Source organism: Archaeoglobus fulgidus DSM 4304, assembly GCF_000008665.1.
Taxonomy (GTDB): Archaea; Halobacteriota; Archaeoglobi; order Archaeoglobales; family Archaeoglobaceae; genus Archaeoglobus; species Archaeoglobus fulgidus.
In genome coordinates this window covers 817,250-837,522 of sequence record NC_000917.1, presented here as the reverse complement: position 1 = coordinate 837,522, position 20,273 = coordinate 817,250, and the positions used below count along the sequence as shown (strand labels likewise).

Annotated in this window: 22 protein-coding genes and 1 pseudogene; 8 read left to right on the top strand and 15 right to left on the bottom strand. The window is 49.4% G+C overall.

Going from position 1 to position 20,273, the window contains the following annotated elements; genetic code table 11:
* Positions 1–30 precede the first annotated feature (30 nt).
* From AF_RS04740 to glp, 7 genes are read right to left on the bottom strand one after another with little or no spacing between them, the layout of a single operon-like run.
* Positions 31–753, bottom strand: coding sequence for an A24 family peptidase C-terminal domain-containing protein (locus AF_RS04740; protein WP_010878436.1), 723 nt, complete (start codon positions 751–753; stop codon positions 31–33).
* Positions 737–1,717 (bottom strand): homoserine dehydrogenase, encoded by a 981-nt coding sequence (locus tag AF_RS04735; RefSeq protein ID WP_010878435.1) that lies wholly within the window; start codon positions 1,715–1,717, stop codon positions 737–739. Before AF_RS04735 ends, AF_RS04740 begins: the two co-directional genes overlap by 17 nt.
* Entirely contained in the window at positions 1,714–2,229 is a 516-nt protein-coding gene (locus tag AF_RS04730; protein ID WP_010878434.1) for an ACT domain-containing protein, read from the bottom strand. Before AF_RS04730 ends, AF_RS04735 begins: the two co-directional genes overlap by 4 nt.
* Positions 2,222–3,094 carry a branched-chain-amino-acid transaminase gene (gene ilvE / locus AF_RS04725; RefSeq protein ID WP_010878433.1) on the bottom strand — a complete coding sequence of 291 codons (873 nt, stop codon included), beginning with the start codon at positions 3,092–3,094 and terminating at the stop codon, positions 2,222–2,224. The genes AF_RS04730 and ilvE overlap by 8 nt, the downstream gene beginning before the upstream one ends.
* A gap of 22 nt (positions 3,095–3,116) precedes the next feature.
* Complete coding sequence (locus tag AF_RS04720; RefSeq protein ID WP_010878432.1) at positions 3,117–5,117, bottom strand: acetate--CoA ligase family protein; 2,001 nt, start codon at positions 5,115–5,117, stop codon at positions 3,117–3,119.
* Positions 5,118–5,158: 41 nt separating this feature from the next.
* Entirely contained in the window at positions 5,159–7,123 is a 1,965-nt protein-coding gene (locus AF_RS04715; protein ID WP_010878431.1) for a molybdopterin biosynthesis protein, read from the bottom strand.
* On the bottom strand, positions 7,120–8,364 hold the full coding sequence (gene glp, locus AF_RS04710; RefSeq protein WP_010878430.1) for a molybdopterin molybdotransferase MoeA: 1,245 nt from the start codon (positions 8,362–8,364) through the stop codon (positions 7,120–7,122). The genes AF_RS04715 and glp overlap by 4 nt, the downstream gene beginning before the upstream one ends.
* 101 nt (positions 8,365–8,465) lie before the next feature.
* Here glp and pyrF point away from each other — a divergent pair, with 101 nt between their 5' ends.
* The 3 genes and pseudogenes from pyrF to AF_RS04695 all read left to right on the top strand — a co-directional run bounded on the left by pyrF (position 8,466) and on the right by AF_RS04695 (position 10,428).
* The gene (pyrF, locus tag AF_RS04705) at positions 8,466–9,095 is read left to right on the top strand and encodes an orotidine-5'-phosphate decarboxylase (protein ID WP_048064309.1); all 630 of its coding nucleotides are present in this window, start codon (positions 8,466–8,468) and stop codon (positions 9,093–9,095) included.
* Entirely contained in the window at positions 9,037–9,669 is a 633-nt protein-coding gene (locus AF_RS04700; protein ID WP_010878428.1) for an HAD family hydrolase, read from the top strand. Before pyrF ends, AF_RS04700 begins: the two co-directional genes overlap by 59 nt.
* Positions 9,666–10,428, top strand: a pseudogene (locus AF_RS04695) (4-phosphopantoate--beta-alanine ligase). The gene AF_RS04700 and the pseudogene AF_RS04695 overlap by 4 nt, the downstream one beginning before the upstream one ends.
* Here the strand turns inward: AF_RS04695 and AF_RS04690 are convergent.
* Positions 10,418–10,837, bottom strand: coding sequence for a PaaI family thioesterase (locus AF_RS04690; RefSeq protein WP_048064308.1), 420 nt, complete (start codon positions 10,835–10,837; stop codon positions 10,418–10,420). The pseudogene AF_RS04695 and the gene AF_RS04690 sit on opposite strands and share 11 nt — an antisense overlap.
* Positions 10,838–10,938: 101 nt before the next feature.
* On the opposite strand from AF_RS04690, the gene AF_RS04685 reads away from it, so the two are divergent.
* Both AF_RS04685 and AF_RS04680 read left to right on the top strand, forming a co-directional pair.
* Complete coding sequence (locus AF_RS04685; protein WP_010878425.1) at positions 10,939–11,886, top strand: M48 family metalloprotease; 948 nt, start codon at positions 10,939–10,941, stop codon at positions 11,884–11,886.
* A 34-nt stretch (positions 11,887–11,920) separates the two neighbouring features.
* Entirely contained in the window at positions 11,921–12,499 is a 579-nt protein-coding gene (locus AF_RS04680) for a hypothetical protein (RefSeq protein ID WP_143274392.1), read from the top strand.
* Between the two features lie 45 nt (positions 12,500–12,544).
* Here the strand turns inward: AF_RS04680 and AF_RS04675 are convergent, their stop codons facing one another.
* Positions 12,545–12,721 carry an indolepyruvate ferredoxin oxidoreductase subunit alpha gene (locus tag AF_RS04675; protein WP_010878423.1) on the bottom strand — a complete coding sequence of 59 codons (177 nt, stop codon included), beginning with the start codon at positions 12,719–12,721 and terminating at the stop codon, positions 12,545–12,547.
* A gap of 160 nt (positions 12,722–12,881) precedes the next feature.
* On the opposite strand from AF_RS04675, the gene AF_RS12390 reads away from it, so the two are divergent.
* Together AF_RS12390 and AF_RS04670 are read left to right on the top strand one after the other, a co-directional pair.
* Positions 12,882–13,355 carry a Glu/Leu/Phe/Val dehydrogenase dimerization domain-containing protein gene (locus AF_RS12390; protein ID WP_307772158.1) on the top strand — a complete coding sequence of 158 codons (474 nt, stop codon included), beginning with the start codon at positions 12,882–12,884 and terminating at the stop codon, positions 13,353–13,355.
* Between the two features lie 15 nt (positions 13,356–13,370).
* Complete coding sequence (locus AF_RS04670; RefSeq protein WP_010878421.1) at positions 13,371–14,093, top strand: amidohydrolase family protein; 723 nt, start codon at positions 13,371–13,373, stop codon at positions 14,091–14,093.
* Here AF_RS04670 and aspS read toward each other — a convergent pair.
* Genes aspS through glyS form a run of 5 tightly spaced genes read right to left on the bottom strand, consistent with a single transcriptional unit; the run spans position 14,090 to position 19,353 of the window.
* On the bottom strand, positions 14,090–15,382 hold the full coding sequence (gene aspS, locus AF_RS04665; RefSeq protein WP_010878420.1) for an aspartate--tRNA(Asn) ligase: 1,293 nt from the start codon (positions 15,380–15,382) through the stop codon (positions 14,090–14,092). The genes AF_RS04670 and aspS overlap by 4 nt on opposite strands.
* A gap of 36 nt (positions 15,383–15,418) precedes the next feature.
* Entirely contained in the window at positions 15,419–15,874 is a 456-nt protein-coding gene (locus AF_RS04660; RefSeq protein ID WP_010878419.1) for a metallophosphoesterase, read from the bottom strand.
* 30 nt (positions 15,875–15,904) lie between these two features.
* Positions 15,905–16,756, bottom strand: coding sequence for a radical SAM protein (locus AF_RS04655; RefSeq protein WP_010878418.1), 852 nt, complete (start codon positions 16,754–16,756; stop codon positions 15,905–15,907).
* Positions 16,753–17,643 carry a 2-phospho-L-lactate transferase gene (cofD, locus tag AF_RS04650; protein ID WP_010878417.1) on the bottom strand — a complete coding sequence of 297 codons (891 nt, stop codon included), beginning with the start codon at positions 17,641–17,643 and terminating at the stop codon, positions 16,753–16,755. Before cofD ends, AF_RS04655 begins: the two co-directional genes overlap by 4 nt.
* A gap of 3 nt (positions 17,644–17,646) precedes the next feature.
* Positions 17,647–19,353, bottom strand: coding sequence for a glycine--tRNA ligase (glyS, locus tag AF_RS04645; RefSeq protein WP_048064657.1), 1,707 nt, complete (start codon positions 19,351–19,353; stop codon positions 17,647–17,649).
* A gap of 65 nt (positions 19,354–19,418) precedes the next feature.
* On the opposite strand from glyS, the gene AF_RS04640 reads away from it, so the two are divergent.
* Complete coding sequence (locus tag AF_RS04640; protein WP_010878415.1) at positions 19,419–19,874, top strand: hypothetical protein; 456 nt, start codon at positions 19,419–19,421, stop codon at positions 19,872–19,874.
* Here the strand turns inward: AF_RS04640 and yciH are convergent.
* The gene (gene yciH, locus AF_RS04635; RefSeq protein WP_010878414.1) at positions 19,849–20,154 is read right to left on the bottom strand and encodes a stress response translation initiation inhibitor YciH; all 306 of its coding nucleotides are present in this window, start codon (positions 20,152–20,154) and stop codon (positions 19,849–19,851) included. The genes AF_RS04640 and yciH overlap by 26 nt on opposite strands.
* Between the last annotated feature and the right edge of the window lie 119 nt (positions 20,155–20,273).

Here is a 20,273-nt window from a genome sequence, read left to right as displayed (position 1 = left end):
TTAAATCCATTAGGAGGATATATAAACCTTTCACCAGCTTAAAATGGTGGAGATTAGCAGATACAGTAAATCCCCAAGAATAAATGCAACAATATACCCCGCTGTGATGAAGAGAAGGAAGGGCAATGCAGGGGTAACCCAGACTTTCTCCACACCGCTTTTTCTCAATCTGTTAATCATCTGCTCATCGGGCTCGACAGCCCTCCTCACCCGCCTTAACTCTCCATTCTCGTCTATGTACTCCAGGAGGTTGTGGAACTTCGGTAGATTTCCAACCTCAGCCCTGTATCCGGTGAAATAGTAGAGCAAATTCCCCTTCAGCGACCTTACCCCTTCTTTCGCCAGATTTCGCAAGAACATGAACAGGAGGAGGAACGGTGCGGCTATTACGGAATTTGCGAGGGTGGAGAAGGCAAAGGAGAAGCTAGGCCCGAGAAGAGGGAAGCCGTTGAAGGTTGGGTAGAAAGGGAAGATAACTGCCAGAGCCATGATTGCCTTTGCATCCGCACCACCGTAAGCTCCGATTAGGTAAAGGGCGTAGGAGAGGGCAATGACCATCACAACAAAAATTCCCGCAATCATGTACTCGAAAATGAGGTGTTTTCCCAAGAAAAGCTGGTAAACTGTTATCGGCAAAGAAACGAGCAGCATGCGCTTCCATACCCTGTTGGGGACTATCCTGCTCTCTAAATCCAGCTTGCATGCGTATAGCAGAAATCCGAGGACTACCAGGAACTTAGCGAGGTCCAGCATAGATCTCGTACAGGTCTGACAGTATCGCTGAGGCGGTCTCCTCCTTTCCTGCTCCCCTTCCCGCCACGAAGATGCTTCCTGCTGTATCTGTTTTGAACATGGCTGCGTTCATTGTCCCTTTGATTGCAAGGGGGTGGTGGAACGGCACGAGTCTGGGGGAGACCTTTAGCTTTTCTCTGCTAACCTCTGCAATTAGCCTGATGGTGTATCCCTTCTCGGCAGCAACCTGAAAAGCCTCAGGAGTTATCTGGGTTATCCCCGTAACCTCAACGTCCTCGTAACTAGCTTTAACACCTATCGTGTTCGCAATTATCACGAGCTTAAGCGCTGCATCTATCCCCTCAACGTCGTAGCTCGGGTCAGCTTCGGCATAGCCGAGCTCCTGCGCCTCCTTGAGAATATGCTCGTAGGGGAGCCTTTCCTCTTCCATTCTCGAGAGGATGTAGTTGCAAGTCCCGTTGAATATCCCCTTTACGCTCTCTATCTCGCAGAGGGCAAGGTACCTTTTGGCCAGCTTTACGACGGGCATCGCCCCTCCCACCGTTGCTTCGTACATTAGCCTTACTCCGTTTCTTTCTGCGAGGCTCATCAGACCGTGGAATTCGGCAACGAGCGGGCCCTTGTTGGAGGTTACTACGTGCTTGCCCCTCTTGAGAGCTTCGCGAATGTAATTCACCCCCTCTCCTCCGTCAACTCTCGTCACGCTCGCCTCAATCAGCACGTCGTAGTCAGCGCTCCTCACAACCTCGATGGCCTTTGCATCATCCCTAAGCATTCCGGTCTCTCGTTTCATTCTCAGCGCTTCAACTAAGCTGAAGTCCCCGCTTATCGAGCTCTTGGAGTCTGCAACCGCCGTAACTTTGAACTCACCGATGGCCTTCTCAATCTCCTCCCTTTTCCTGATTAAAAGCTCGGCAACCCCCTGTCCGACAGTTCCGAATCCCACGATGGCTATCTTTATCATACAAGCTCCTCGTTGACCGGCTCAATCAGAATTATTTCCTTCTTTCTGCAGACCTCCTTAAGCTTTTCCACCGCCTCCTTCAGCTTCTCCTTTCCCGAGGCGGAGATCGTTATTATTGCAGTCGAGGGGCCGGATATCTCAGGCATGCTGACGTGCATCTCCACACACTCAGCCTCACCATCAACGTCTATGCTGCTTATCGTGTCGCTGATGTCGGTGTGTATTAAATGGCCAATCAGAAGAACCGACGTCGTTGCCGTAAGCCTAACCTCATTGAAGCTCCTTATTATTATTCCAAGCGATTTCAGCTCGTCTATCAGCTTCTGCACTTTCTCGCTGTCCATTTTGAAAGAAATCTCTACGGGAAGTCTGTTCAGAGGTGTCTTTTTTCCTCTCTGGTGGACTATTCCGACTATGTTTCCCCCCATCCCTGAGATGGGCTGTAGAACTTTCAGCAGCTGGCCCGGCCTGTCCTCCAGTTCGACGCTCAGGGTAATCAGAACATCACTCATATATTGGTACGCCTTCGCTTTCGGTGAGCTTGCTGAACTCCTCCATTAGCTTTCTCGTAATCTCTCCGGGCTTTCCGTCTCCGATTTTTCTGCCGTCGATAACAACAATAGGCGCAATTTCAGCAGCGGTGCCGGTTACGAAAACCTCGTCTGCCGTGTAGAGGTCGTAGAGGCCTATGTTCGTCTCCTTGAAGGGTATTCCTAACCTGTTTATTATCTCTATCACAGCTTCCCTCGTAATTCCCCTCAGGTTGTTTATCGTCGGTGGGGTTGTGATAGCTCCATTTTTCACCACGAAAATGTTGTCTCCGCTCCCCTCCGAAACGTAGCCGTTTCTGTCGAGGAATATGGCCTCGTCCCCTCCCTTAGCGTTTGCCTCTATCTTTGCCAGAATGTTGTTCAGGTAGTTGAGCGACTTTATGTTTGGCGGGAGCGCGTCGAAGGAGTTCCTTCTCACGGCAACGGTGATCGCCGTAAGCCCCTTCTCGTAGAGGTCCCCGTAGAGCTTCCCCCACGGCTTTGTTATGACTATTATCGACGGATTCTGGCACTTTCTCGGATCAAGCCCGAGGTCTCCAATCCCCCTCGTCACTATTGGTCTGATGTAAGCATCTCTGAGGTTGTTTTTCCTGAGCGTTTCCAGGATTATCTCCATGAACTCCTCCTTTGTTATTGGTATTTCGAGGTCGATGGCCTTTGCCGAATCGTAAAGCCGGTCTATGTGCTCTTTTAACCTGAAGACTCTCCCGTTGTAGGCCCTTATCCCCTCAAAAACGCCATCCCCGTAAAGAAAGCCGTGGTCGAAGATGCTCACCTTCGCTTCATTTTCCGGTACGAACTCACCATCCATATAAACGTACAGCATCAACCAGAAATGAAGGGTGAAATTAAAAATAGTTTCGTTTCTCTGATAGAATTGCGGCAACCTTTGCAGCCCTCTCGACCGAGTCAAAGATTAGCGTTTTAGACCCCTTGAGCGCCTCCTTAATCTCTGCGTAGTTTTCGGGAGTTGAGGAGTAGCCGAGAATGGATGGTTTTGTTATTCTGCCCATAATCTGGGATATGACCTCTGCCGGCAGAACCCAGCTTGGGGGTGCAACTGCGTAGAGAAACATAACCAGCCCCACGTCATCATCCCTGCACACCGTATCGATTACCTCCGCGAACACCTTTAGGTTGAGACCGCTGAAAGACAGGTCAACGGGGTTCTCCCTTAAGGTTATGGGGGGTAGCAGGCTCTTCAGCTTCCTTACCGTCTCCTCTCCAAACCTTGCCAATCTCCCCCCGCTGCTTTCGATGATGTCAGCCGCAACGATTCCAAGACCGGCCTGTATTGTTAAAACAGCCACCCCACCACTGACTTCAAACTTTTCCATTGCGATTGCTGTGTCAATAAGCTCCGTCGGAGTTTCAACCACCACTGCGCCAGCCTGCTTCATCGCTGAAGCGAAGACTCTGTAATCTCCCGCCATGCTGCCCGTGTGGCTTACAGATGCTTTGTCAGCAACGCTGCTCCTTCCGGACTTCATCACCACAACTTTCTTCTCACTGCAAAGCCTCTTTAGCTCCTCGAAGAGCCCTCTCCCGTTGTCGATTCCCTCAACATACACCGCAACTACGTCGGTGTTTTCATCTTCCCTTAGAAACCTCATTACATCGGGAAAATCAACGTCGCATCTGTTTCCCAGATGCAGGATATGGCTGAACCCAGAATCCCTGAACTTGTGGATTATGTAGTGGCATATCCCACCGCTCTGCGAAACCAGCGCTATTCTGCCCTTTTTCACCTCACTGAACATTGGAGTAAAGCTCGCGTTGATGCCGCCCACTACACTCACAATACCAAATGTGTTGGGCCCTACAATTCTTATTCCGTACTTTCTGGCAATTTCTCTCAGCCTCTCCTCCCTAACTTTCCCCTCCTCAACCTCTGCCTCCTTAAAGCCGGATGAGATTATTACCACTCCCTTCACTCCAGCCTCTGCGGCTTCCCTTACAGCGTCAAGAACGAACTCGGCGGGAACGGTTACAATTGCTATGTCCGGTACCTCTGGAAGGGACTTAACTGAGGGATAGGCTTTCAGGCCGAGAATTTCGCTGGCATTCGGGTTTATCGGGTAAATTCTCAGGTTTTTGTTCGACATCAGGCTTCTTACAACGGAGTTTCCGACCTTTATCGGATTGGTGGAGGCCCCAATAACCGCCACACTCCTTGCTTTGAAAAAGAAGCTTATATCCCCAACATCCATCTCAAACCTCTTCCTCTCCCCAACAACTATCCTCGCATCCACCACAACAGCTCCTCTCTCATAAACAAAAACAGGATTCAGGTCCATCTCCACTATTCCTTCCTTTTCAACAACCTCATTCAGCTTAAGCAGCAAATCAACAACAGCCCCAACGTCTCCCTTAACCCCTCTGTAACCCTCCAACAATTTATACCCCTTAACCTCCCTAACCATCTCCTCCGCATCTCTCCTTGTTAAGGGCAAAAGCCGGAAGCTGACATCCTTCAGAACCTCAACAAAAACACCACCAAGCCCAAACATTGCAACGCTTCCAAACTGCTCGTTCTCTGCAACGCCAATAATAACCTCGATCCCCTTCTCAAGCTGGGGCTGAATGTTAACTCCCTCAGCCTTTGGAATGGACATCAGCCTTTGAAAAACCTCCCTAACCTCATCCTCCGATTTAACGTTAAGAATGACTCCACCAACGTCGCTTTTATGGATGATTTCCCTCCCTGCAACCTTCATCACAACGGGAAAGCCGATTTCCTTCGCAGCTTTAACAGCCTGCTCTTCTGTTTCGCAGAAGATGCACTTTGCAGTCTTTATGCCATACTTTTCGAGCAAAGCTTTGGATTCGTGTTCGAGGAGTAATCTCATACTCGGCGAGTTAATCAGCTGATTTAAAACGTTTTTCCGTTCTAATCGATTTCGATCACCTCTCTCGTTCTCTCGTAAACCCTCAGGCCCACTACCCTCTCAAGCTCCTTGGCAAATTCCTCTGAGGTAAGGCACTCCAGAAAGTCCCTCACTGCCTTCTTTTCCAGCCTGTCTTTCCTTATCAGGAAATCGTACTCCTCGCTTCTCAGCGGTATGAAGTCAAGGCCGTACTGGGAGGCAACGCTCCTTATCCCCACCCCGACATCAGCCTTTCCGCTTGCTACTGCAACTGCAACGGAGGTGTGGGTTTTCGCCTCAATGCTGTATCCCTTAATGGAGGCTGTGAGCTCGTTAAAGCTCAGCCCCTTTCTCTCCGCAACCTCTCTGAGGTACATGTCGGTCAGAATCCTCGTTCCACTCCCCCTGTTTCGGTTGATGAAGGTGACGTCTTCTCTTAGCAAGTCTTCGAAGCCCGTTATGCTTTTAGGATTCCCCTTTGCAACAATCAATCCCTGCTCCCTCAGGTAGCCCTTGACCAGCACAGCATCCCTTACACCATATCTCCTTACAATTGGTTCGTTGTAAACTCCGCTCTCATCAAGCAGATGCGTTCCCGCAATGTCCGCCTCACCCCTCTTTACTGCAAGAATTCCTCCTGTTGAGCCGACGTTTACCACCTTGCTTGTGTAGGGCTTTTTCTTCCGCATAAGGGAGAGCAGGATGTCAACGCCAATGCAATGACTCCCGATTATCATCAAATCTGCAGGCTTTAGATGGCTGAAGAGCTTCACCTCAACCTCATCGCCCTCTTCGAGCATCACAACATTTTCAGGAATCTCCACAAAGCCGTCGGTGAAGGCAAAGGCTGTGACAGCCCCGCTGTAAGAACCGCTTACCGGATAGGCAGAATATCCCTCAGCTCCCTCCACAACGTTCACCGGCAGATATTCTCTCCTTCCTTCAGCTGAGAAGACCTTTATAGCGAGCCTTGCCCTCACCTTTGCCCCCGAAGATTCCCTTCTTCCTGCAAGCTCCCTTATTATTGGAGCCACGATCACCTCAAAAACCGTCATTGCAGATGTTGGATAACCCGGCAGTCCAAAAATGGGCTTTGAATCACTCACCGCTATCACAGCAGGCTTTCCGGGCTTTATGGCTATGCCGTGAACGATTACTCCCGGATGAAAGTCATCGAGAATGCGGTACATCACGTCTCCAGCTCCGGCGGAGGTGCTCCCGCTCGTTATGACAATGTCCGCTTCTCTTAAAGCTTTAGCTATAATGCTGCGCATCTCCTCCTCGTTATCCCTTGCAATGCCCATCAAAATTGCTTCACCACCGTTCTCCTCCACAGCAGCGGCAATGCTGTAGGAGTTCACGTCGTAGATCTTTCCCTCTCCCAGCCTCTCTCCCGGCTTCACAAGCTCATTGCCTGTGGAGATTATCGCCACCTTCGGTCTGCAATAAACCTCAACCTCGCTTATTCCGCATGCAGCCATCACGCCAATCTCCCTGTGCGTCAGTTCTGTCCCCTCTCTGGCTATAAGCTCACCAGCCATCACGTCGCTTCCTGCGTACATTACATTCTCTCCGGGAGAGACAGGCTTGAAGATGTCAATCTCGTCCTCCCTTCTCCTCGTGAACTCCACCATAACAACTGCATTGGCCCCCTTTGGCATCATAGCTCCCGTTGCGATCTCCACAGCCTTACCGCTTTCAACCTCCAACTCAGGCCTCTTTCCCGCCTCCACCGTTCCAACAACTTTGAGTGTGACTGGACTATCCTCCTCGGCCTCAAAGGTGTCCTCAGCCCTTACCGCATATCCGTCCATCGTCGCTCTATCGAAGGGGGGGACATCCGTTAAAGCGTAAACGTCCTTTGCCAGAACCCTTCCTGCTGCGAGGTGGAGCGGAACGACCTCAGTCTTTCTGCGAGGGCTGAAGTGATTGAAAAGAAGCCCCCTTGCTTCATCAACTGTCACAACATCACGAAAAACCTTCCTCATTCAAACACCTCTGTTACATCTCTCAGAAGGGTAACCTCCACCTCCTCGCCCTCCTCGTATCCCTCCTTATCCTCGGGAACAACCAAGAGGGCATTTGCCCTGACAAAGGAGCTGAGAATCCCCGACCCTGAAATTCTTATCGGATAAACCTTCCCATCCTCCCACAGAACCCTTACGTTACTCCTCACTCCTATCTCCGACGGTATCCTGCCCTGCAGCACACCCTTCTGCCTGCTCCACTTTCTCGCAATAATCCTGACGTTCATCATTCTGTAAAGCGCAGGAATGGCGAAAGTGTAAAAGCCGAGCAGGGCAGCAGCAGGAGAGCCCGGAAGCATGAAAACAGGCTTTCCCTCAACAACCGCAGCTCCAGTGGGCATACCGGGTTTCATGGAAACGCCATGGAAAACAATCTCACCAAACTCGCCAACAACATCAGGAACGAGGTCCTTCGCTCCTACAGAAGTGCCACCCGTAATCACAGCAGCATCAAATTCCAGAGCTTTCTGCAGCTTATTTCGCAGCTCCTCCTCATCATCCCTCGCAATTCCAAGGGAAATCGCCTCGAAACCGAACTCAAGAAGGGCATTGCAAATCATCGGGTTGTTGGAGTTGTAGATTTTGGCCCCTTCAAGCGGCTCACCAACCTCCGCAAGCTCGTTTCCGGTGGTGATAACCGCCACCCTCGGTTTGCGGTAAACTCTGACGCTTTCAATTCCCAGTGAGGCAATCACTCCGGCATCCTGAGGCTGCAGAATTTCCCCTTTCCTGAACACAACCTCTCCCGCCGCTATGTCCTCTCCCACCCTCGAAACGTTTTTCATAGGCGTTACGGACTTCAAAACCTCAACAAAGTTGCCGTTTAACCTTGTGTGTTCGAGCATTACAACAGCGTTGGTGCCTTCGGGCATCATTGCCCCGGTCATTATTCTGACAGCCATTCCCGACTCCACCACGACCTTCGGCACCTCTCCAATCTCAACGCTTCCCGCAAGCTGGAGCATGATGGGGTTGCTTACGGATGCACCGAAGGTGTCCTCGGCTTTGACGGCGTATCCATCCATCGCCGCCCTGTTGAATTTCGGCACATCGAAGCCCGCTACAATATCCTCTGCCAGAACACGGCCTTGGAGGTTATAAACGCTAACATCTTCAGTTTCAAGAGCTTTAATTTTTTTTAGCAACCTGTAGAGGGCTTCATCAACCCTTTCCCTCTTCCAGAACCCCTTTTCCCTGACCATTATGCATGGTCGTGCAGAACGGTATAAAGCTGTTGCTCCGGAAGGCTTTGAAAATCAATGCCGGGGAAAAAGTAATTTTTACTCCCGTCCAACAAACTCTGATGAAACAGCTCATACTGGCTCTTGATGTGATGGATGGTGAAAAAGCGATGGAAATCGCCAAAAAAGTTGCTGAACACGTTGACAGAATAAAGGTCAACTATCCTCTCGTTCTTTCTGCTGGCGTGGGGATAATGAAGCGACTTTCCGAAATCAAACCCGTAATTGCGGATTTCAAGATTGCTGACGTCCCCTACACAAGCTCCCTCATCGCGAGAATTGCCTTCGAGAACTCAGCCGAGTCGGTAATTGTCCACGGCTTTGTTGGCAGTGACACTCTTAGAGAGGTTTGCAGAGTGGCTGAGGAGTTTGGGGGAAAGGTTTATGCCGTAACGGAGCTCAGCAGCCCCGGAGGGGAGGAGTTCATGAGTGCAGTTTCTCTGAAAATCGTTGAGAAGGCCAAAGAAGCAGGCTGTCACGGCCTCATCGCTCCGTCAACAAGAATTGAGAGGCTGAGGGAGATAAGAAAAGCTGCGGGGGATATGGAGATACTCTGCCCGGGAATTGGGGCACAGAAAGGCAGCATCGAAGCTGTGAAGTATGCTGATGGAATTATAGTGGGGAGGGGAATTTATGCATCAGGTAATCCAGCAGAGGAAGCCAGAAAGCTCAGGAGAGTCCTCAAGATTTGAGCTAATTGCCTTCGACCTTGACGGAACTCTTATCGAGCTCAACATCCCCTTTGATGAGATAAGGAGAGAGCTTGGAATTGAGGGGAGGTTCATCCTTGAGTCCATAATGGATGAGAAGGACCTTCAGAGAAGGCAGGAAATGCTCAGAGTTCTTGAGAGCTATGAGCTTAGGTGTGCGATGGAGGCAAGGCCAGCCTACTACGCCGTTGAGCTCGTTAACGGCCTTGATGCCATAAAAGGAGTCATTACAAGGAACAGCAGAAGAAGTGCGGAAATAGTTGCCGAGAGGCTCGGCTTCGAGTTCGATTTTATCATCGGAAGGGAAGATGCCGAGCCAAAACCCTCTCCTGAGCCCTTGAACCTCGCCTTGAGGATGTTTGACGTCAGCCCCTCAAAGGCTTTGATGGTTGGAGACTTTCTTTTCGACTTGCTATCGGGAAAGGCGGCGGGAGCAAAAACCGCCCTGATACTGACAGATAGAAACAGGGGGATGGCAAAGTCTTTTATCCAGCACGCAGACTACGTTTTTGAGTCCCTGAAAGAGCTGGCAGATTTCCTTGAGGTGGAGCAATGAAGGAGATACCGAAAAGCCATCCGAGATACGCGTCGCTGGTAACAAGGGAGAAGCTTGTCGAGGGAGTTGAGCTGGGAGTTACTGCGATGCCAGGGATTGATAGCCCACGGAAGGGGGGAGGCTTTCGACTACATTCTCGGCGAGGAGACGAGAGATTTCGCCCTGAAGGCAGAGAGAGCTGCAGTCGCTTTAATGCTTCTGGCAAAGCATCCCGTAATCTCCGTTAATGGGAATACAGCGGTGCTCGTTCCAGAAGAGACGAGGAAGCTTGCAGAGCTCGTAAATGCAAAGGTGGAGATTAACGTTTTCCACCACAGCCCCGAGAGAGTGGAGAAGATTAAACGCTACCTTGAAAAGCACGGAATTGAGGTTCTCGCTGCAGGAGATGCGGTGCTTGAGGGCCTTGAGTCGGCGAGAAGGATAGTTGACAGCAGGGGGATTCTCATCGCTGACGTCGTGCTTGTGCCCTTGGAGGATGGTGACAGGTGCGAGATTCTGAAGAGGCACGGAAAGAAGGTTATAGCCATTGACCTCAACCCCCTGTCGAGGACAGCAAGAATGGCTGACATAACCATCGTTGACAACATAATCAGGGCCTTTCCAAAAATGGTAGAGATGGCCGAAGAAATGAGGAAGTGGGAAAGGGAAAGGCTGAAAGAAGTCGTTGAAAATTACGACAACTCAAAGGTTCTTGCTGAGGCCGTGGAGGGAATTATCCAGTATCTGCAAAAGGTAAAGGGAGAGTTGCTCAGTCCCTGAACCTTCTGTCGATTATGTAGAAGGTTGCAGTGCCAGCAGCAACAAGCTCTCCTTCCTCGTTCCTCACCTCTCCGTAACCAACCGTAACCTTTGAGCCGATATGCATCGGCATTCCCACTCCCACAATCTTTCCCTCCGTAACGGGCCTGATGTAGTGAATGTTGAGCTGTGCTGTCACTGCAGTTTTCCCCATCTTCACCACCTCTCTGTTGACGTTCAGGCCAATGGCAGAATCGAGAACACTGGCAATTGCCCCACCGTGAGTGGTGCCGAGGGCCTGAAGATGTTTGCTTCTATCAATCTCCATCTCTACAACAACCCTGTCTCCCTGTAACTTCGGAACCATTCCGATTAGCTTGTACCAGGGTGCAGAGCCAACAGCTTTCAAAAGCCCCTCAAACTCATCCATAAAATTGAAGGGGAGGGAAATTTTTAATAATTTTGGATTTGAGTTTGGTGAATCAAGGAGGTTAAACGAAACATATTTATTTTTGAAAACATATAAATTACATGCTCGAGTCATGGGCAACAAGCAGCCTAATTTTGTTCGTAGCGATTCTTGTGGTCATATCTTTATCTTTATTATATTGCTCATACTTAAGGCGGGAGAGGTGGTGGAAGATTTCGGGAATTTTCAGTGTTGCTTCATTTGCGGTTTATATCCTTCTTTTCTTCTGGTCATTCTGGAATTTACTTTCCAACCTATTATTTATCTTATTGGTAGAATTAGCGGTCTTTATAATACTCTTGCCGATTTTTAAGGTGGTGTTTGAATTGAAATTTGAAAATGAAGAGAAATACGGCGAAATTGATGGTATTCCTGTTATTATTGGTTACGAAAAGGGCAAGAAAGTATACAACGCATTTTATACACCGCTTAAAAGAAAAATTTTTGTCACGAAAAGTCTTAAAGACGTTCTTTCCGGTGAGGAGCTTAAAGCTGTTATTTACCATGAATCAGGGCATTCTAAAAACAAGTGGTGGATGATAACTAGATCTACTGCCATGATGTTTTGGGTTTTGATAGCTGCTGTTGTATTAACTACACTTTTTCTCTTGGAAATGGGCAAATTTCAACCAAATCTTAAAGTAAGTCTTTTTATAACCCTAGGAGCGCTACTTATCATTTACGCAACATTTTTCATGGTTTTCAGCTGGATAAACGAGCATGAAGCCGATTTATTTGCAGTTAAAAAGTCTGGGTACGAAAACTTCTCCAAAGCTCTTTTCAAGACGTATTTTTACAATGTTCTTGGGGATTATGCAGAATTTGTCGGCAAAATAGACCTGAAAAACTTCAATTCGGGAGATGTGACACCATTTGAAATCCTGAAAATTTTGTTGAAACAGAGTATTTACTACCTCTTCCCTCGGAATATCCTTAACCAGCCTATTCCTCAAACTCACCCGCCCCTAAGATACAGAATTTTGTTGGCGCATCAAACGTTAAAATGTTGAGGAGTCGGAACAAATAAAGAAGGAGGTGAAAAATGTGAAATTCATAAAAAAGAGTGAAAGTGTTATAGGACTCTGGTTACCTATATTGGTCATTTTGATTCTTTTTGCATTTCTTGTTGCTGAATCTGTTATTATGAAGGACATAATCCTCTCAAATTCAGTTGTTGCTTTAGCAACAGCCATAATGGCATCAGCAGCACTCGTGACTATTTTAGTTAGTAACAGACAGGTTCAGCTGATGGCAAGACAACAGAGATTGAAAGCAATCGAAGATAGACTAGAAAAGTTCTACATACCGCTAATAAAGGCTTTCTCAAGCTATGTGTATACAGCCCAGACTGAAGATGAAATCGAGACGATAATAACATGCAGACGCTACTTGGCAGGTAATAACCTGTTAAGAGTTTTGCCAATGCATTTCAAATTCAAGGCCGATAAAATCGCTGGATCTGCAAATTGGACTTTTTATGCCAAGGAAGATTTTGAACAGTGGAAAGAGGCTCTGGATGTTCTTTGGGAGGAATTTCTTGAAGTCTTAAAAGAATACTACACACTAAGCGGCACAGAAATTTCCTTACCCGAAAAGCCAGATTGGCTGATTGGCTACAAATAATTAAAAAGGGTAATAATCTTGATTTTAGCCCTTGGACACAAACATTTACCACTCAACGCTGATGGCGTTGTTGGGGCAGGCCCTCACGCAAGCGCCACACTCCATGCAGGCATCCTCATCAACGTAAGCCTTGCTGCCATTGAGGTGGATGGCATTTCCCTTGCACTCTGGAATGCAAAGCCCGCATCCGTCACATCTTGCCGCATCTATTACAGCAGGCATAAAATTCGATACATGTTTCGAAAAATAAAATCAGGGAGGTTTTGAGGAAATTTTTCAATTCCACGGAGGAAAATTTTTAATGTTTAAGAAAGAACAATTCTATGGCCGTTGTCTATGATGAGATCGGGCCGGAAGTGGTGATGCGGTTCTACGACCCGAAATACGGGACAAGGTCCTTGACACTCTGAAATTTGGTGCATGTGCCGGTGGAATAAGGATGCTGCCCGACGTTACGGTTGAGGAGGTTGCATGGCTTGTGAGGGCTATGAGTCTCAAGGCTGCAATCTTTGGAATTCCCGTTGGCGGGGCGAAGGGAGGAATCTGTGCAGACCCAAATTCGGAGCATAGGAGGGAGATACTTACCAGTACGCCAGATACATTGCTCAGTTTCTTAAAAAGGCCCTTTACATCCCCGGCTCTGACATGGGGACGAGCTGATAGATGCCCACCTGCACGTCACGGGCTTCAGGAGTGGGGACTACGTGAGGGAGAGCCTGCTTACACCTTCGGCGTTTTCGTTGCTAGGGCAATAAAGGATTTGGAGGCGATGCTTGATGCTGGATATACTACCATAGTTATGCAGGGAGTGTTGTGGCTCTGCATCTCAGAGAAGCGGTTAAGGAGGGTGTTGTGAGGGGGGCCGAGAATAGTGGCGTCTGGATATCCCCTCTCGCAGACCTTCGGGCATGGGGACATCCACTTCCTCCCCCCTGAGCTTGCAGACGCAAGAACTTCGAAGATAAAGGTCCCTTTCCAGTCTCTCCTCTGCGATGGGGAGGATGAGTTCAGGAAAGGTGCTCGCTACGTTCTGAGGGAAGGAGTGGACTTCATCAAGATTTTTGTCACCGGAGGTGTTGCGTCGCAGAAGGACAAGCCCGAATTCCCCCAGATGACGAGGGGGGAGATTGCTGCTGTTGTTGAGGAGGCGAGGAGGGCAGGCAGGCTTGTCCACGCCCATGCCGAGTCATCTGAGGGATACATCAACGCCGTTGAGGAGGGGGTAAAAACCCTCGCCCACGGAATGGATTTGAATCAGGATGCAATAAATCTGTCAGTTGAAAAGGACGTTACTCTCATTCCCACACTCTCCATCGTTGACGTCGCACTGAAATTCGGGCCCTCAAACAACCTGCCCGAATGGATGCTTGAGAAGCTGAAAGAAGTGCACGAGATACATGCCGAGTCCATAAAAAGGGCTTACAGGGAGAGAGTGAGGCTTGCAACGGGAACGGACTTCTTCATAGGGGCAAAGGAGGTGCAGCTTTACGGCCTGAACAGCCTTGAGATCAAGCTTCTCGTTGGTCTGGGAGTAAAGCCGATGGATGCCCTTAAAGCGGTGATAAAAGAGGGAGAAATTGTAAAGCAGAGCTAAGGAACGAGCCTGTGCCTGTCCCTCGGGAAAAGCACCGCTTCTCTCACATTTTTCAGGCCGAGCATGGACATGATGAGCCTCTCAGCTCCAAGTCCCCAGCCTGCATGGGGCGGCATGCCGTAGCGGAAAGCTTCAAGATAAAAGCCGAAGCTCTCGGGCTCCATTCCCTTCGCTTTTATGCTCTCAACCAGCATGTCGTAGAGGTGAATTCTCTGGGCTCCGCTCGAAAGCTCAAGCCAGCCGTGCATTAAGTCGAAGCTCTTGCTGATTTCAGGCCTGTCTTCATAGGGCATCGCGTAGAAGGGCTTTGATTCAGTAGGCCAGTCGGTGATGAAGTAAAGGCCTCCCATCTCCTCTCCAACAAGCTTGAGGGCGTTGGTGCTCAGGTCCTCTCCCCACGGAATCTCCTCTCCCTTTCTCGCTGCAATCTCCCTCGCCTCGTCGTAGGTTATTCTGGGGAAGGGCAGCTCAGGTATTTCCAGCGAAACTTCGAGCCAGCCAAGGTAGCGCTCGCACTTCTCAGCCACATCCTCGTAAACCCTCTGAACGAGCCTTTCAAGGACGTCCATGACTCCGTTGTGGTCGGTGAAGCTCATCTCAATGTCGATGGAGATTGCTTCATTGAGGTGGCGTGTGGTGTTGTGCTCCTCGGCCCTGAAAATCGGGCCAATTTCAAAGACCTTCTCGAAGCCAGCAGCCATCAGAACCTGCTTGTATAGCTGGGGGCTCTGGTTGAGGAAAGCCTCCTTCTCAAAGTAGCTTATTGGGAAAAGCTCCGTTCCTCCCTCAGTTGCGGTTGAAACAATCTTTGGTGTGTGCACTTCAATGAAACCCTCCTCTGACAGAAATTCTCTCACGCTCTGCATCACCTGATGCCTTATTCTGAAGATGGCCTGAACTCTCGGCCTCCTCAAATCCATGAAGCGGTGGTCAAGGCGAGTGTCGAGCTCTGCTGGAACTTTCTCTGTGACCTCAAGGGGAAGGGGAGCATCAGCTTCGTTCAGAACCTCAATTGATTCTGGAATAATCTCCACACCACCCGGAGCCTTCTCTTCCCTTCTAACCTCTCCCGTTACCGCAATAACGCTTTCCCTTCTAATTTTCTTGGCCAGCTTGAAAACCTGCTTGCTGACAAACTTTCTCGGGAGAGTAATCTGAACAATCCCCTCCCTGTCCCTCAGCAGTATGAACACCAGCCCACCGAGATCACGAACTTCGTGAACCCAGCCGTACAGCGTGACCTTCTGACCTTCCATTTCAGGCTTTACGTCGGCAGTGTAAACACGCATGCTCTTACACCTTCAGGCAGTTTTTTAAGTTTAGCCTCAAAGCTCCAAGATGCTTATCTCTCCGTCCTCGACTATGGCGTAAGTCCTCTTGCCCGTCAGGTAGCCGCAAACCTCTCCGGGATTGAGCAGGTTCTTTTCTTTCAGCACTTCATGCGTGTGGCCGAAGACAACGAGAGTTTCGAGCTTTTTCAGCACCTCCAGCACTCTCTTGTCTGTGCCGTGGTAAACCACTCCGCCCGGAAATTCAACGATGTCGCCAATCTCCCAGCTGTTTCGCTCCGCAATCTGCGTGAGAATTCTCCTCTCGCCGTCGTTGTTCCCGAAGGCTATGTAAAGCTTCACTCCGAGCCTTTCGAACTCTTTCAAGGTGAAGGGGGCAATCACGTCGCCCGCATGCACCACAAAATCCAGCTTCTCTTTGCTCAGGGCATCAGCAAGCTCCTTCACCGCTGAAAGGTTGTCGTGCGTGTCGCTCACAACGGCAAATCTCATAATGGTTGTTCGACAGAGGAAAGAATAAATTTACTCAATGATGAACTGCCAGCGCCTCTGCATCATCGGAACGCTTCCGAAGGCATCCCTTTTTACAAGCATAAGCTCCCCTATTTCGAACTCCCTCAAAAACCAGCGCATGTTCAAAAGAAGGCAGCCCGGAATTCTTACGCTGGCGATTTCTGAAAGTCTGTAAGCAGTTTGAAGGTAATCACCCAAGCTCTCAGCCCTCTCAACGTCAAGCCTTTTCAAAAGCTCTGTGTTCTCTCTGTAGATGGAGAGGGGCTGCAAGAAAAGCTCATCAGCCTGCGAAGCAATCTCGGCAATCCTTTCAAGCTCCTCGTCATTAATGCCCGGCATGAAAACTGTCCTTACAACTGTGTAAGTATGTTCTGACATTTTTTCGATGTTTTTCACAACCCTCTCGAAAAAATCTTTCCCCGTTATCTCAGCATAGCTCTCCCTGCTACCAGCATCGAGGCTGATCATGACTATGTCCGCCTCACTGCCGAGAATTTCCGGCTCAAGAAGTGTTCCGTTGGTCTGGATGTCAATCCTCACTTCCCCAAACCTTTCTCTGAGCTTTCTGATGATTTCTACAACCCTGGACGTGCCAACAACGAAGGGCTCCCCGTACTGCGAGATGGTGATGGCCTTCGGATTTAAAGAACCGTAGTAGCCCGGTTTTGGGGCAGTGCCTTTAAGCTGGGCAACTCTGGAGTAGCAGAAGATGCATCTCAGGTTGCAGGATGGTGTGACTTCGTAGCTTGGATGGTGCACTGGATTCTCAGCATTCTCATCAGTGCCCTCGCAGTGGATGCAGTGCTTTGGATACGGTAAAGATTCCAAGAATTTCTTTATTTCTGCCACATTTACTATCATAGCCCATCAAAAAGCTTAACCACGAACTCTGCGAGCCTTACGGCATCTTCCTTTGTCTTCATTATGGTGTTCGTGGCCACACTTCTCTCCATTACACCTTTGTCGGCTTCATCAACCACCAGAAGGTCAAGGAAGTCCGCATACACATCCGCCACTCCTCTTGCAGAAACTTCATAGCCCTTCGCCCTCATTAGCTTCCCCGCCGGACCGCTAACAGCCTTCTCTCCCACTATGGGGGAGATTGCTATAACCTTTTTGTCCCTCAACCTCTCTCTGAAGTCCTCAACGCTCAAAATCGGCAGTATGCTGGTTATTGGATTGCTGGGGCCTATAAGCACTTCCTTTTCCTTCCTCAGCCTTTCTTTGACCTCATCGGGAATTCTCGCTTTCTCAATGCCCCTGAAGTAGACGTCCTTCACTTCAGGCTCTCCCCTCCTGAGAACCCAGAACTCCTGAAAGTGCATCTCCCCCTCATCTGTCACAACAGTGGTGGAAACCTCCTCCTCGCACATCGGGAATATTTCCTGCTTTACCCCATAAGCCTCAGCAACAGCTTTTGTAGCCTCGCAGAGAGATTTTCCAGCCCTCAGCATCTCGCTCCGCAGAATGTGCGTTGCCCTGTCCAAGTCCCCAATCCTCATGCCCTCGTCAAAGCCGAGCTCCTTCAGCCTCTCGTGCGTGTGGAAGGTGTCGCCCTTTATCCCCCACCACTTCTCATCGTCGATGACCTCCGCAATTGCGTAGATGACCGAATCAATGTCAGGGCAGATTTTGTTTCCCGAAACCCAGACATCTTCGGCTGTGTTCACGACAACCCAGAAGTCAGCTACCTCCTTCAACCCCTGCAGAAGCTTTGGCGTCCCTGTTCCCCCAGAGAGGACGAGCAAAGCCTACACCTGCCTGAAGACCTCCCCGAACTCCGTTATGTCCTTCTCACTTCTCAGCAGCTCCTTGAGGATTGATGGGAGTTCGCCAAGCTTCACCCTAACCTGTGCAGTCGTGTCTCTGTCCCTGATTGTTACGGTCTCATCCTCAAAGGTCTGATGGTCAACGGTTACGCAGAAGGGAGTTCCTATCTCATCAAAACGCCTGTATCTTCTCCCTATGCTTCCCGAATCGTCGTAATCGGTGAAAATACCCTCTTCTCTCAGCATCTGGACAATCTCCATCCCCTTCGACTCGAAGGGCTCCCTTGAGAGCAAAGGTAGGACGGCAACCTCAATCGGGCTGACCCACCTCTTGAGCCTCAGAACTCTCCTCTCTTCTCCATCAACAACATCCTTATCAAAGGCGTGCTCAAGAACGGAGTAGGTAATCCTGTCAAGGCCGAAGGATGGCTCTATGACGTGCGGTATGACCTTCTCTCCCGTAACCTCCTCCTCGACCTCCTGAATCTCGAAGAACTCCTTCGTTACCTTTACCTTCTCGCCGTCAACCTCAACCTCTACCTCATCCAAGTCAGCTTCAACATTTAAAGCTTCAAGAGCCTCAGCTACCTTCTTTGCCTTCTGCCTGAACTCGGGACCGAGCTTGCTCAGTATGGGGACAATTTTCCTCCTCTTCACCTTAACTGGCTCCTCGTAGGGCACGAAAACGCTCAGATCTTCACCGCTGAACTTGCTGTGCCTCTTCAAATCGTAGTTTGTTCTGTCCGCAATGCCAACAACCTCAATCCAGCCGTAGCTGGTTAAAACTTCTGCATCCCAGCAATCAGTTGCATAATGAGCCCTCTCTACATCCTTGTGCTGCCTGAACCTCAGCTTCTCGTCCTTGATGCCTATCTCAAGCAGAAATCGCCTCGTCTTTCCTATGAAGTACGCCAGAATCTGGTTGGCTATGATTCCCTTCTCCACCGCTTCCTCAAGCGTTATCTCGTGCTGGCTGTCAAACTTATCCACAAGCTTTACCACATCTTTAGCGTAAAGGCTGAAGTGTGGATGCTTCTTCTCCCCCGGATGGACGAAGAACTCCAGCTCCGCCTGATTGAACTCTCTCAGCCTTATCACTCCCTGCCTCGGGCTGATTTCGTTCCTGTAAGCCCTTCCAATCTGCGCCACACCGAAGGGAAGCTTTTCCCTGAAGAAGTTCGCCAGCCTCTTGAAGTCGACAAACATTCCCTGAGCGGTTTCGGGGCGAAGGTAGCCCTTCTTTCCCTTCCCCGGCCCAATGGTGGTGGAGAACATGAGGTTCATGGGGGCAGGGTCTTTGAATCTCCCTCCGCATTCGCACTTCAAGTCGTAAACTTCCATGACCTCCTTAACCGCCTCGACAGTCTCATCTACCTCGATTCCCAGCTTTTCCTTGACGTAGTGATCTGCTCTGTAAACCCTCCCGCAGTTCTCGCATTCAATTGCAACATCCGTGAAGGAGGTTGCGTGGCCAGAAGCTATGAAGACTTCCTCTATGCCTATGGTTGGTGTGTCAATCTCAGCCGCTCTTTCATTGATCACGAAGTACTTCCGCCAGATGTTCTCAATCTTCCTTCTGAGGTTGTTACCAAGAGGAGCGTAATCGATAAAACCTGCCATTCCTCCGTATATCTCGAAAGACTGCCAGAGGAATCCTCTGCGTATCAGCATTTCCATGATTTCGCTCATGTGCATGCAGTGCAGAATGCAACTTAAAAGGTTATCTTCTTATGGTGCCGCGCAGCCACTAAAATATGGACAGGAAAAAGGTCGTTGAGTGGTGGGTTGACAGGCTTCTGATCAACTACCCCGTAAAGCCGGTCTTTGAGGTGGTCAGCTTCCTTCAGGAGGCTGCTGAGAAAATAGTTGACAGAGCATTGAGCCTTTATGAAGGAAAGAGCGTTGATTTGAGCGATGCGGTGGATGACATTATGCGTTTTCTTGCCACAGATAGGAATTTTGGTCCCGGAGACAGCATAAGGCTCTTTTGCGAGTTGAGGGACTTCATGGCTGACGAGCTTAACCTTAAAGCCGAGGACAGGCTAAAATTTGGCAGGAAGTTTGAGGAGATACTCTTCACGGCCTTTGACGCCTACATGGCGTGCAGAGAGAAAATTTTCGAGCTAAGGCTGAAAGAAAAGGAAGCTGACCTCGAGATGATGAGAAAAATAATGGATTACGCCTCTAGGTCTTTATCCTCTCAGGATTGAATCCCTTCTTTATAAGCAGTTCCTTAACCCTGTTCACGTGATTGCCCTGAAGCTCTATCACTCCGTTCTTTACCGTCCCACCGCACGCCAGCTTTGACTTCAGGTATTTCGCAAGTTCCTCAAGGTTTATCTCTCCCTTATCAATTCCCTCGATAATGGTCACTTCCTTCCCGTAGCGTCTCTTGCCAGTTTTAATCACTATAAACTGCTGCTCTTTCGCAACTTCCTCGCAAACACACAAATCTTTCGGCAGTCCGCAAACAGGGCAGATTTCCGACATCTTCCCGCTTAACCTCCTTTTTAAGAAGTGGGTATATGCAAAATTTTAAATTTTCGGTTACATCATCATTCCCTGCTTTGCATAGGCAATGCGGTTTAGCTTTGATGACGTCAAAGGTT

What these genes read in the sequence shown, in the direction of transcription:
- AF_RS04740 (WP_010878436.1), bottom strand. Translation starts at nt 753, where the DNA reads ATGCTGGACCTCGCTAAGTTCCTGGTAGTCCTCGGATTTCTGCTATAC.
- AF_RS04735 (WP_010878435.1), bottom strand. Translation starts at nt 1,717, where the DNA reads ATGATAAAGATAGCCATCGTGGGATTCGGAACTGTCGGACAGGGGGTT.
- AF_RS04730 (WP_010878434.1), bottom strand. Translation starts at nt 2,229, where the DNA reads ATGAGTGATGTTCTGATTACCCTGAGCGTCGAACTGGAGGACAGGCCG.
- ilvE (WP_010878433.1), bottom strand. Translation starts at nt 3,094, where the DNA reads ATGCTGTACGTTTATATGGATGGTGAGTTCGTACCGGAAAATGAAGCG.
- AF_RS04720 (WP_010878432.1), bottom strand. Translation starts at nt 5,117, where the DNA reads ATGAGATTACTCCTCGAACACGAATCCAAAGCTTTGCTCGAAAAGTAT.
- AF_RS04715 (WP_010878431.1), bottom strand. Translation starts at nt 7,123, where the DNA reads ATGAGGAAGGTTTTTCGTGATGTTGTGACAGTTGATGAAGCAAGGGGG.
- glp (WP_010878430.1), bottom strand. Translation starts at nt 8,364, where the DNA reads ATGGTCAGGGAAAAGGGGTTCTGGAAGAGGGAAAGGGTTGATGAAGCC.
- pyrF (WP_048064309.1), top strand. Translation starts at nt 8,466, where the DNA reads ATGAAACAGCTCATACTGGCTCTTGATGTGATGGATGGTGAAAAAGCG.
- AF_RS04700 (WP_010878428.1), top strand. Translation starts at nt 9,037, where the DNA reads ATGCATCAGGTAATCCAGCAGAGGAAGCCAGAAAGCTCAGGAGAGTCC.
- AF_RS04690 (WP_048064308.1), bottom strand. Translation starts at nt 10,837, where the DNA reads ATGGATGAGTTTGAGGGGCTTTTGAAAGCTGTTGGCTCTGCACCCTGG.
- AF_RS04685 (WP_010878425.1), top strand. Translation starts at nt 10,939, where the DNA reads ATGCTCGAGTCATGGGCAACAAGCAGCCTAATTTTGTTCGTAGCGATT.
- AF_RS04675 (WP_010878423.1), bottom strand. Translation starts at nt 12,721, where the DNA reads ATGCCTGCTGTAATAGATGCGGCAAGATGTGACGGATGCGGGCTTTGC.
- aspS (WP_010878420.1), bottom strand. Translation starts at nt 15,382, where the DNA reads ATGCGTGTTTACACTGCCGACGTAAAGCCTGAAATGGAAGGTCAGAAG.
- AF_RS04660 (WP_010878419.1), bottom strand. Translation starts at nt 15,874, where the DNA reads ATGAGATTTGCCGTTGTGAGCGACACGCACGACAACCTTTCAGCGGTG.
- AF_RS04655 (WP_010878418.1), bottom strand. Translation starts at nt 16,756, where the DNA reads ATGATAGTAAATGTGGCAGAAATAAAGAAATTCTTGGAATCTTTACCG.
- glyS (WP_048064657.1), bottom strand. Translation starts at nt 19,353, where the DNA reads ATGAGCGAAATCATGGAAATGCTGATACGCAGAGGATTCCTCTGGCAG.
- AF_RS04640 (WP_010878415.1), top strand. Translation starts at nt 19,419, where the DNA reads ATGGACAGGAAAAAGGTCGTTGAGTGGTGGGTTGACAGGCTTCTGATC.
- yciH (WP_010878414.1), bottom strand. Translation starts at nt 20,154, where the DNA reads ATGTCGGAAATCTGCCCTGTTTGCGGACTGCCGAAAGATTTGTGTGTT.